Genomic DNA, 12168 nt, shown 5'->3' with positions numbered 1-12168 from the left:
ACTAGCGATCCTAAGAGCTGACTTTGTCAGCTCTTTTTTAAAATTTTTTATAGCTTTTTTAAAAATGAATTTATAGACCATAAAAATTCATATTTAAGTAGCCAATTAAATATCGTCAATAGTAATAGTAAATGTTAGGGGTATTCATTTATTATGTTGATGTAAAGAGAGCTGATTTATTCAGCTCTCTTTTTTTATTTATTAAAATTCAGGTTTCAATTTTTTGTATTGATTTGTGTATTTTCGTTAAGAAATAAATTAGCAAATTGAATTTAGATTACCCAATAACATATATATCAGGCATAAGTGTTCAAAGAGCAACACTTTTGTATTCAGAATTGGGTATAAAAACTTGTAATGATTTATTAAATTTCTTTCCCTTTAGATATATAGATAAAACCAAGTTTCATGCTATAAAAGATTTACAGCCAAATTCTTCAGAGGTACAAATTGTAGGTAAAATAACCAATGTTAAATCTGTAGCTCAAAAAAGAGGAAGTAGGTTAGTGGCCACTTTTCAAGATGCTTCTGGTTCTATGGAGTTAGTGTGGTTTAAAGGGCAAAAATGGATTAAAGATTCTTTAAAAGTAGATGTACCCTATGTGGTTTATGGTAAATTAAATCATTATAATGGAAGTTTTAGTATTCCTCATCCAGAAATGGAATTGGTAACAGAATACAAAAAAAAGTTGCAAACTAAAATGCAACCCATTTATCATTCTACAGAAAAGCTTACTAATTCTGGTGTGTCAAATAAATTGATGCGTTCCTATATTCAGAAACTATTGCAACAATTTTATGATAGCATTCAAGAAAGTTTATCAAACAATATTATCATCGATTTTAAGTTGATGAAAAAGCGAGATGCACTGTTAAATGTGCATTTTCCAAAAAGTCAAGAAAATTTAGCACAAGCACAAAATAGATTAAAATTCGAAGAACTGTTTTTTATACAATTGCAATTGGTTAGAAAAAAACTCATCAATAAAGCAAAAATTAAAGGATTTGTTTTTGAAAATGTTGGTTCAATTTTTAATCAATTTTACTCAGAAAAATTACCATTTAATTTAACTAATGCCCAAAAAAGGGTATTAAAAGAAATTCGAAAAGATGTAGCTTCTGGTGCTCATATGAACCGACTTTTACAAGGAGATGTTGGTTCAGGAAAAACAATTGTAGCTTTATTAACTGCACTTTTAGCATTAGATAATGGATACCAAGCCACAATTATGGCTCCAACAGAAATATTGGCAAATCAACATTATATTGCAGTTTCTGAGTTAGTTGAGGGTATGAATATTAAAGTTGATATTTTAACTGGCTCTGTAAGAACTAAAAAACGTAGAGAAATTCATGAAAATTTAGAAGATGGTACCTTAAACATTTTGATTGGTACTCATGCACTACTAGAAGACAAAGTAAAATTTAAAAATTTAGGAATTGCAATTATTGATGAACAGCATAGATTTGGAGTAAAACAAAGAGCAAAATTATGGGCTAAAAATACTTTACCACCTCATATTTTAGTAATGACAGCAACTCCAATTCCTAGAACATTAGCCATGTCTGTTTATGGAGATTTAGATATTTCTGTAATTGATGAATTACCTCCAGGAAGAAAAGAAATTAAAACTGTACATAGATTTGATAGTAATCGTTTATCGGTTTTTAAATTTATGAAGGATGAAATAGCAAAGGGTAGGCAAGTGTATATTGTGTATCCTTTAATTCAGGAGTCTGAAGCTATGGATTATAAAGACTTAATGGACGGTTATGAAAGTGTAGCAAGAGAATTTCCATCACCTAAATATCAAATAAGCATTGTTCATGGTAAAATGAAACCTGCAGATAAGGATTATGAAATGCAACGTTTTGTAAAAGGTGAAACTCAAATTATGGTAGCCACTACTGTAATTGAAGTTGGTGTAAATGTGCCTAATGCAAGTGTAATGATTATTGAAAGCTCAGAAAGGTTTGGTTTATCTCAATTACATCAATTAAGAGGAAGAGTAGGTAGAGGTGCAGATCAAAGTTATTGTATTTTGCTTTCTAGCTATAAATTATCTGAAGAAGGTAAAACCCGTTTAAAAACAATGGTAGATACTACAGATGGCTTTAAAATTGCTGAGGTTGATTTAAAATTACGTGGACCAGGAAATCTTATGGGTACACAACAAAGTGGTGTTTTAAATCTTAAAATTGCTGATGTTTCTAAGGATTCTAAAATTTTAGTTGCAGCTAGAAATACAGCCATAGATTTATTGCAAGAGGATCCAAATTTAGAGATGGAACACAATTTACCAATAAAAAATACGTTTGCTAAAATTAATAGAAATTCTAAAATTTGGAGTAATATTAGTTAATTTAATAATGATGAGTAAGCTTTATAAAACCATATTGATTCTTTTTTTATTAGTTGGAGGTATTTTACTGTCTATATTTTCTTCACAATCAGAAAAAGACGTTTCTAAGAAACTTATTAAAAAAGAAATTGTAAGTAATAATAAGCCCATAGTTGATATACCTGTTGAGTATTTTCCTGAAGAAACTACCATAAAAGTAAATAAGAAATTAGATTCATTATTAAAAAGAATAAATAAAAGACACGATTTTCATGGTTCAGTTTTAGTAGCTAAAAACCAAAAAATTGTATATCAAAATCAAGTAGGTTATGCAGATTTTAGAAAGAAAGTTCCTTTAAAGGAAGAGTCTGTATTTCAATTAGCTTCAGTTAGTAAACAGTTTACTGCAGCTGCAATTATGCAATTAAAAGAAAAGGGTAAAATTAAACTTACAGATACTGTAAACTATTTTTTTCCTGAATTTCCATACAAAAACATCACAATTAAAAATTTATTAAATCACACTTCTGGATTGCCAAAGTATTTTTGGGTGGCAGAGCATGAGTGGAAGGAGAACAAAGCACCAACAAATACAGATTTAATGAGTGTGCTACCATTTTCTAAAGCGCAACGCTTTTTTAAACCTGGTCGTAATTTTGATTATTCTAATACAGGGTATGTAGTTTTGGCTTCCATTGTAGAAAAGGTGAGTGGCTTGCCTTATAATCAATATCTGAAAAAGTATATTTTTGATCCTCTAAATATGAATAATTCATTTGTTTATAGTTATCAGAATGATACAGTTAGAAAGAATCAATTAAATGGTTATCGATTATATAGAGGTTGGAAACATTTAAAAATTGGGAACACAGTTAATGATGCTATTGTAGGTGATAAAAATGTATATTCAACAGCAGAAGATTTGTTTAAATGGACTTATGCATTAAACTCAGGAAATCTATTATCAAAAGAATCCTTACAGCAAATGTACTCTAAAGGTGAAACTATTTTTGGAAGAAAAGTGCCTTATGGTTTTGGTTTTAGAATGGGTAGAAAAGATGATAAAAACGTTTATCATTATGGAAAATGGAATGGGTTTAGCACAGCTTTAACCAATTATTTAGAAGAAGATTTAGTAGTTATAGTACTAGAGCATACTAGTTACAATTCTTTAAAGTATTTAAATAAAAGAATTAAAAAAATTATATCAGAAAATCTGAAAGTTTAATTGTAAAGATTAAAACTCAAAAAAAATCCTAAACTTTATAGTTTAGGATTTTTTATATTTTAAAATCTACAGAAAATTAAGCTAACATTGTAACAGGATTTTCAATAAACGTTTTTAATGTTTGTAAAAATTGAGCACCTACAGCACCATCTACAGTTCTATGATCACAAGTTAATGTCAATTTCATAGTGTTACCAACCACAATTTGTCCATTTTTTACAACTGGTTTTTCTACAATTGTTCCTACAGATAAGATTGCTGAATTTGGTTGATTGATAATTGATGTAAAGTTATCTATACCAAACATACCTAAATTAGATACTGTAAAAGTACTTCCTTGCATTTCTGCAGGAGCAATTTTTTTGTTTCTAGCTTTACCTGCTAAATCACGAACACCAGCACCAATCTGTGTTAAACTTAAATGATCTGTATGCTTAATTACGGGTACTAATAAACCATCATCTACTGCAACAGCAACACCAACATGAATATGAGAATGATAAATAGTATTATTATCAGACCATGAAGTATTTACTTGTGGATGTTTCTTTAATGCCATAGCACATGCTTTAACAACCATATCATTAAATGATACTTTTGTATCTGGAATTGCATTAATGGTCTTTCTAGAAGCCATAGCATTTTCCATATCAACTTCAATATTTAAACTAAAGTCTGGAGCAGAAAATTTAGAGTTACCTAAAGATTTTGCAATTGCTTTGCGCATTTGAGAATTCTTAACTTCTTCAGATTTCTCTTCACCACTTAAAGAAATAACTGGAGCTGCACTATTTGATGTTGTTGCAGCTACCTCTGTTTTAGCAGCAGGTGTATAATTTTCAACATCTTTTTTAATGATTCTTCCATTTTCTCCAGAACCAGAAACTTGAGATAAATCAATTCCTTTATCAGAAGCAATCTTTTTAGCTAAAGGTGATGCTAAAATTCTACCACCATTAGTTGTAGTTGTTGTATTAGTCTCAGTTTTATTTGTATCACTTTTAGCTTCAGCTTTTGGAGCTTCTTCTTTTGCATCGTTAGAAGTTTCAGATTTCTTTTCAGATGATGATGAGCTTGCAGTTGCTCCACCATTTTTAATAATAGCAGAAACATCTGTACCTTCTGGACCAATTATAGTTAATAAGCTATCTACAGGTGCAGTTTCACCTTCTTGAACTCCAATGTGTAAAATAGTTCCTTCGTAGAAACACTCAAACTCCATTGTAGCTTTATCAGTTTCAATTTCAGCAAGGATATCTCCTTCCTCAACTTTATCTCCAACACTTTTTAACCAAGTTGCAACTGTACCATCTGTCATAGTATCACTTAAACGTGGCATAGAAATCACATTAACTCCTTCAGGAATTTCTGTATTGTTAGAAGTAGCTTCAGTTTCAACTTCTTTCGATTCTTCTTCTTTCTCTTGGTTAGAAGATGAGTCAGCTTCTTTAGAATTATCAGCACCACTTAAAAGGCCAGAAATATCTTCACCTTCTTCACCAATAATAGCTAATAACTTATCTACAGGAGAAGTTTCACCTTCTTGAATACCTATGTGCAATAAAGTACCTTCGTGAAAAGATTCAAACTCCATTGTAGCTTTATCAGTTTCAATTTCAGCAAGAATATCTCCTTCTTCTACTTTATCACCAACATTTTTTAACCATTTTGCCACAACACCTTCTTCCATGGTATCACTTAAACGCGGCATATTTACTACTGTAGCCATATCTTAACTTATAAAAGGATAATCTTCTTGTTCATAAACCATATCATACAATTGTTGAGTATCTGGATATGGAGATTCGTCTGCGAATTTTTCACATTCTTTAACCATAGCTTTCACTTCTTTATCAATAGCAGATATTTCATCTTCTGTTGCATACCCTTTTTCAAAGATTACATCTTTTACTTGAGTAATAGGATCTATTTTTTTGTACTCTTCTACTTCATCTTTTGTTCTGTAGTGTTGAGCATCAGACATTGAGTGACCTCTATATCTGTATGTTTTCATTTCTAAGAAAGTTGGTCCATCACCTCTTCTTGCTCTCTGTATTGCTTCATCTATAGCTTCTGCTACTTTAATAGGATTCATTGCATCTACAGGTCCACAAGGCATTTCGTAACCTAAACCTAATTTCCAAATATCTGTATGATTTGCTGTTCTCTCTACAGAAGTACCCATTGCATAACCATTATTTTCACAAATAAAAATTACTGGTAATTTCCATAACATAGCTAAATTGAATGCCTCATGCAAAGAACCTTGTCTTGCAGCACCATCACCAAAACATGTTAAAGTTACAGCATCACTACCTTTATACTTGTCTCCAAATGCAATACCTGCACCTAAAGGTATTTGACCACCAACAATACCATGACCTCCATAAAAACCAAATTCTTTAGAGAAAATATGCATTGAACCACCCATACCTTTAGAGGTACCAGTAGCTTTACCATATAATTCTGCCATTACTTTTTTAGGATCTTCACCCATACCAATTGGTTGTACGTGATTTCTGTATGCAGTAATCATTTTATCTTTAGATAAATCCATTGCATGCAGAGCACCTGCTAAGATTGCTTCTTGCCCATTATATAAATGTAAAAAGCCTCTTACTTTTTGTTGAATATAAACTGAAGCTAATTTGTCTTCGAATTTACGCCAGAAAAGCATGTTTTTGTACCAATCTAAATACGTTTCTTTGGTGATTTTTTTCATTCTTTAAATCGTTGATTAAGTTATAATACAATACATTATTGTATAACAGTTAATACAAAAATAACGCATTTATAAAGAATAAAAAAACTAGATTATTTTATTTTAGCGAAATCGATTTAGAAGAAATTTTTCTATTTGTCTTTCGCAATTAAAAGTGTTGCTTTTGCACCAGTTGCTAGGTTCCATTCGTTTGAAGAAATTAACGATCCAGAATCGCTATAAACCTTAAAGGCAGCAGTATTTGGGCCAGATGTACCTTGATTTAGTGCTTCAATAACTATTTTGTTGATACCAACATCTAATGGAATATTAAACTTCTGATAGTTCTCTCTTAATGTGATATTATAAACCACTGGAATATCATTAATATAAATAGTTACTCTATCTCCATCTGGATATTGGTAATCTCTACAAATAATGTTAACACTTTTAGAGTCTGTTCTAAAGCTTCCTAAATCTTGATCTATTTTAGGAATTATATATTGACCTTTTATTTTTTTAAAAGACTTCATAAAACGCTGTTCGTTTAATTTAGCCTGAGTTAAAATGCCTTTATTATTTAAATCATTCTGTTTGTTTTGCTTTCTTAAACGTTCTCTTTCTGCATTGAAAGCCCTTTCAAAACCAGAAGTACCCTTTAATTCTATTGAGTTTGGTTTTTTTGCAACCTTAGAATTAGTTAAAACAACTGCTTTTGTTTTACCTTTTTCTTTGGTGCCTTTATTAGTATCTAATTGCCCAAACGTATTTATACTAATAAATACAATTAGGAAACTTAAAATTATTTGAGGTTTAATTTTCATATGGTAATCTTACAGCTCAATTAAAGCAAATATAATGCCGAGTTTAATTGAAGGCTGTTTTAGAATTGTTAAAGTTTTATTCAATATTAAAATTAAAATATTGATTTCTAAATGGCTCATTACTTAAGGTAAAATGCCACCATTCATTCTTATAAGGAATAAAATTTTGAGCTAACATCACTTTGCGCAAAAGCATTCTATTTTCTTTTTGTGTTTTTGAAATATTTTCATGAAAAGGATGTGACTGAACTCCAAAAAAATCATAAGGGCTCCCCATATCTAATTCTTTACCTGTTTTGATATTAATAATGGTTAAATCTACAGTACTACCTCTTGTGTGTCCAGATTTAGAAGCAATATATCCTTGTTTAAAGAGCTCTGACTTTGGTAAACTAGGATAGTATTCTTTTTTCATTAAAGTATCATTAAGTACTTTGGCCCATTTTACAAAATGGTCTACTGCTTTTTGTGGTCTGTATGCATCAAATATTTTTAAACTTAGCCCTTGTTTTTTTAATTCAGTTTGTATTTTTTTTAATGCTAAAGCTGTTTGTTTAGTTAGAATTACACAATCATTTTTATAACCATCTATAGGTTTGCCAATAAAATTATTGTTAGAATAATATCGTAATTCTGATTGAATTGATGAATCTATATCTGATAAGTATATGAAACCTTTTGCTAAATCTTGACTAAAATAGCTGGTAGAATAAAGTAACAGGATGAAGCAAATCTTTTTTATCATAGTAACAAATGTAATAATTCCCTATGAATACAAAGAACTATATCTTGCCAAGAAATATTGGTAAATACCATATGCAAAAAATCCAACAGCCATTAATCCCATTAAAATATTACCCCATTTATATGATTGTAGGTAATTAAACATACCTTCTAAACCTTTTATTGCTTCTGCATTTTTTTGACTTGCTGCAACTACCACAAAAAAGCCAAAAATTCCGAAAGAAATTCCTCTTGCAATAAGCCCATATTTACCAGATTTTTTGAGAATATTTTTTGATTCTACTTTCCCAGTGTTTTCAATCTCTTTTAAAAATTTATTGCTGTATCCCTTATAAAACTGATAAATTCCAACTAAAAATAAAATGATGCCAATAACATAAAGTAGAATGATTCCTGCTTCATTATCAATAAGCATTTCAGTAGCTTCAGTTCTGCTACTATTTGATGAGTTTGACGTTTTTGTAAAAATAGAAATTGATAATAAGGTATAAATTGCTCCACTGATGAAATATCCTATTCTTTTTAAAATTCCTTTTTTATCTGAACCTTCATTTTTACCATCTAAAAAAGCTGAGTAAAATCTCCATAAAGCATACAAAAGCAATCCAGAAGCGATTATAATTACCAAGGTTTGACCAAAAGTTTGTTGTTCTAAAAAACCTATAACTTTATTTTTACCTGATACCTGACCTCCGTAATTAATGGCAGCTAAAAAAGTTAATATACCAACTAGGGAATAAATGAACCCTTTAGTTATAATTCCGATTTTTCTTATAGTTTCCATGATTAGTTTTTTTCAAAAGTATATGTATTTACTAATCCTATTTAATACTATCAAATTAATTATGAATGCATTTGGTAAAAATATCTACATTTGAAATTATGGAAGAACTATCTCTAACAACACCAGCTTTATTATTTTCTGCAATTTCATTAATCATGTTAGCGTATACAAATCGATTTTTAGCTTATGCAGCTGTAATTCGAAATTTGCATGATAAATATTTAAAAGAGAAAGACGATTCTTTATTAAGACAAATTCAAAACTTAAAAGTTCGGTTAAATCTAACAAGATGGATGCAGATTTTCGGAATTACTAGCTTGTTATTCTGTGTGCTTACAATGTTTTTAATTTACATCAATTTTTACATTGTTGCAGCTTATGCTTTTGGTTTGGGTTTAATTTTGTTGTTGATGTCACTCGTTTTCTTAATTAGAGAAATTCAAATTTCTACTGAAGCATTACAACATCATATTGCAGATATAGAAGAATATTTAAATAAAAAGTAATTACTTTCTGTTCAAAAAGTCATTGTAAGCATCTTGTGTAATTGCTTTACCTAAAGAATCTAAATAAGTTGTAGAACCTGATGCAGTGATACTTTCTTTTTTAATGTAATCATAAAGGTAATTGCCTTCTTTAGAAACCAAACCAAAGCCTTTGTTGAATGAATAATAAGCATATTGCTTATTAGACGTATTGAATAAATTTTTACCAAAAACAAACCTGCTATTATCTCCTTTTAAAAGATCCAATAAAGTATATGAAAAATCTACTTGACTCGAAATTACATCAACTTCTTTAATGTTTGGATTAATAGCTCCTCCCAACCACAACATAGGAATTTGAAATTTAATTGGCGCAAAAAACTCACCTTCGTGTTTTGGAGAACTATGTCCATGATCTGACATAATTACTATTAATGTGTTTTTATACCATTCTTGTTTTTTTGCAAAAGCAATAAAATCACCAATAGTTTTATCAGTATAAAAATGAGCACTTCTGTATAAATTGTCTGTACCGTTTTTACCAAATTTATATTCACCTTTTATTTCGTAAGGTTCATGGCTAGATAATGTAAGCGCAATTTTAAAGAAAGGCTCTTTTGGAGTTTTAGATAAATCATCAGCAAATTTCTTCATGAAAACGTCATCATAAGCACCCCATTTTGAATTCCAGTCTTTAGTATCAAAATAGCTGCCATCAACAAAATTATCTATACCAGCATTTAATAAATAAGTATTCATATTACCAAAGTTTAAATCTCCTCCATAATAGAAAGAAGATTCATAACCCAATTTTTTCATTTCCATTGGCAACATGGGTAAGCTTCTACTTTTATTAGGCATTCGCATTATTTTCTTAACAGGTTGTGGAAAATAACCACTTAGCATTGCAGGTATACCTTTATCAGTTCTGTCTCCATTTGAATAAAAATTGGTAAACAAAATACCCTCTTTAGAGAGCTTATTTAAATTAGGTGTAACTCCTTTTTCACCACCTAAAGAACCAACTACTTTTGCAGATAAACTTTCCCAAATAATAAGAATAACATTTGGTTTTGTTGTGGTTAGAATACTGTCATAATTAGATTGTAACAGCTCATTTCTTGTGTTTTTAATGATTTTTGTAGCAACTTCAGTTTCAAATACTTTATAAGGATTACCATCATCTTCTTTATGATTTACGGTATTTGCAAAATTCCACATGTAATTTAATGCTGCATGGTTAGCAAACATAATCTTGGAAAAATATACATTACTTTGATTAATAGGTATAGTTTGTAAGCCACCTCTAATAGGTAAAATTAAAAAAGCGAATAAAAATAATGAAATCAAAACTTCAGAAAAATGCCCATTAGTTATGGTTTTTTGAAATTTTTTATCAAGTTTTTGGTAAAGTTTTATAAATAGAAAAGAAATGATAAACCAAAATAGAACACCAACAATCAACTGACTAGTAGATGCAGAAGAAATCATTAATTCTGGTGTGTTTAAATAATCTAACAAGGTAGAATCCAATCGAATTCCCCAAGCTTTGTATAAACCAGCATCTATAAATAATAGTAGAGTAGTAGCTACAATTACAAGATTGGTATAAACTTTTATGAACTTTAAAATAGGTTTTGCCGATAAAAAAACAGAAAACAATATGAGTAAAAAAGGCAATAGAGAAATGTAAGCAGAAAAGGAAGCATCTAATCGTAAACCATACAAAAACGTTTCTGCAATAGTACTTAGAGGTAATTCTAGAGTTTGATCAAAATAATAACTTAAGAAAATAGCTCTTGCCACTATAAAATAGAGCAACCAAAAAAGGAAGTATTTTACGTTAAAAACTAATCTGTTTATTACAGTTTTCATAAAATTACTCTGTTACTTTTAACCTTGCTTTTGCAGTAACATTTATGTCTGCATGCATATTACTGATGTATTTTAGGTAACCTGTAATACCAATCATTGCAGCATTATCTGTGGTGTATTCAAACTTAGGGATATAGGTAGGCCAACCAAAGTGTTTTTCTGCATTTATTAATCTTTTCCTAATTTCTGAGTTTGCAGAAACTCCACCAGCAATTGCAATTTCTTTTATTCCTGTTTGTTTTACTGCATTTTTTAATTTATCCATCAAAATTTCTACAATTGTATGCTGAATAGATGCACAAATATCATTTAAATTTTCTTCAATAAAATTAGGGTTGATTCTTTGTTGTTTTTGAATAAAATATAGAATTCCTGTTTTTAAACCACTAAAACTAAAGTCTAAATCACCCACTTTAGGTTTGGTAAAAGAATATGCTTTTGGATTGCCTAACTGAGCATATTTATCGATTAAAGGACCTCCAGGATAAGGTAATCCTAAAATTTTAGCAGATTTATCAAAAGCTTCACCAACTGCATCATCAATAGTTTCTCCTAATATTTCCATATCAAAATAATTAGAGACTTTTACAATTTGGGTGTGTCCTCCACTAATGGTTAAACATATAAATGGAAAATTAGGTTTCTTAGAGCCTTCTTCATCAATAAAATGTGCTAAAATATGTGCTTGCATATGGTTAACATCTAACAAAGGAATATTCAACCCAAGAGCCATAGATTTTGCAAAAGAAGTACCTACCAATAAAGAACCCATTAAACCTGGTCCTTTAGTAAATGCTATTGCAGATAAATCGTTTTTTGTAATTTTAGCTTGCGCCAAAGCTTGTTGTACAACAGGAACAATATTTTGTTGATGAGCTCTAGAAGCCAATTCTGGTACAACTCCTCCATATTTAGAATGCACTTCTTGGTTTGCAACAACATTGCTCAACACTTTTGCATTGCACATTACAGAAGCACTTGTGTCATCACAAGAAGATTCTATTGCTAAAATATAAGTTGGTTTGTCCATTTAAAATTTACGTTAAGCCAATGCAAAATTAAGTATATTTTTAAGAGTGCTTTATTTTTTAGGAATAGAAATTTAATTCTTTGTTAAATTTGCACGTTCTTTGTAATAAGTAGCTTAAATATGTATTATACTTAGGTAGTTAGTTACTTTTTAAA

10 protein-coding genes are annotated in these 12168 nt (G+C 29.7%); 3 read left to right on the top strand and 7 right to left on the bottom strand.

Translation table 11 applies throughout. The annotated features are described in order from the left end of the window. The first annotated feature begins 266 nt into the window (after positions 1-266). Together recG and LPB302_RS03595 are read left to right on the top strand one after the other, a co-directional pair. Entirely contained in the window at positions 267-2363 is a 2097-nt protein-coding gene (recG, locus tag LPB302_RS03600) for an ATP-dependent DNA helicase RecG (RefSeq protein WP_053974962.1), read from the top strand. 7 nt (positions 2364-2370) lie between these two features. After that, positions 2371-3570: a serine hydrolase domain-containing protein gene (locus LPB302_RS03595; protein WP_053975369.1), complete on the top strand. Its 1200-nt coding sequence runs from the start codon at positions 2371-2373 to the stop codon at positions 3568-3570. 76 nt (positions 3571-3646) lie between these two features. Here the strand turns inward: LPB302_RS03595 and LPB302_RS03590 are convergent, their stop codons facing one another. From LPB302_RS03590 to LPB302_RS03570, 5 genes are all read right to left on the bottom strand, one after another. Beyond that, on the bottom strand, positions 3647-5299 hold the full coding sequence (locus tag LPB302_RS03590; RefSeq protein ID WP_053974961.1) for a pyruvate dehydrogenase complex dihydrolipoamide acetyltransferase: 1653 nt from the start codon (positions 5297-5299) through the stop codon (positions 3647-3649). 3 nt (positions 5300-5302) lie between these two features. Next, a complete protein-coding gene (gene pdhA / locus LPB302_RS03585) occupies positions 5303-6292 on the bottom strand; it encodes a pyruvate dehydrogenase (acetyl-transferring) E1 component subunit alpha (RefSeq protein WP_053974960.1) in 990 nt (329 codons plus the stop codon). Positions 6293-6423: 131 nt separating this feature from the next. Beyond that, complete coding sequence (locus LPB302_RS03580) at positions 6424-7095, bottom strand: hypothetical protein (protein ID WP_053974959.1); 672 nt, start codon at positions 7093-7095, stop codon at positions 6424-6426. Positions 7096-7171: 76 nt separating this feature from the next. Continuing rightward, complete coding sequence (locus LPB302_RS03575; RefSeq protein WP_053974958.1) at positions 7172-7840, bottom strand: M15 family metallopeptidase; 669 nt, start codon at positions 7838-7840, stop codon at positions 7172-7174. 21 nt (positions 7841-7861) lie between these two features. Beyond that, positions 7862-8623 carry a DUF1206 domain-containing protein gene (locus tag LPB302_RS03570; RefSeq protein ID WP_053974957.1) on the bottom strand — a complete coding sequence of 254 codons (762 nt, stop codon included), beginning with the start codon at positions 8621-8623 and terminating at the stop codon, positions 7862-7864. Between the two features lie 98 nt (positions 8624-8721). Between LPB302_RS03570 and LPB302_RS03565 the strand changes: the two genes are divergently transcribed. Then, a complete protein-coding gene (locus LPB302_RS03565; RefSeq protein WP_053975368.1) occupies positions 8722-9129 on the top strand; it encodes a DUF2721 domain-containing protein in 408 nt (135 codons plus the stop codon). Here the strand turns inward: LPB302_RS03565 and LPB302_RS03560 are convergent, their stop codons facing one another. Further along, on the bottom strand, positions 9130-10983 hold the full coding sequence (locus tag LPB302_RS03560) for an LTA synthase family protein (protein WP_176966501.1): 1854 nt from the start codon (positions 10981-10983) through the stop codon (positions 9130-9132). Positions 10984-10987: 4 nt separating this feature from the next. Further along, positions 10988-12013, bottom strand: a complete 1026-nt coding sequence (tsaD, locus tag LPB302_RS03555) for a tRNA (adenosine(37)-N6)-threonylcarbamoyltransferase complex transferase subunit TsaD (protein WP_053974956.1) — start codon at positions 12011-12013, stop codon at positions 10988-10990. Positions 12014-12168: the final 155 nt, after the last annotated feature.

Source organism: Polaribacter dokdonensis (assembly GCF_024362345.1).
In the GTDB taxonomy this organism is placed as follows: Bacteria; Bacteroidota; Bacteroidia; order Flavobacteriales; family Flavobacteriaceae; genus Polaribacter; species Polaribacter dokdonensis.
The sequence above is the reverse complement of the archived record's forward strand: the minus strand, read 5'-3'. Positions and strand labels throughout refer to the sequence as shown.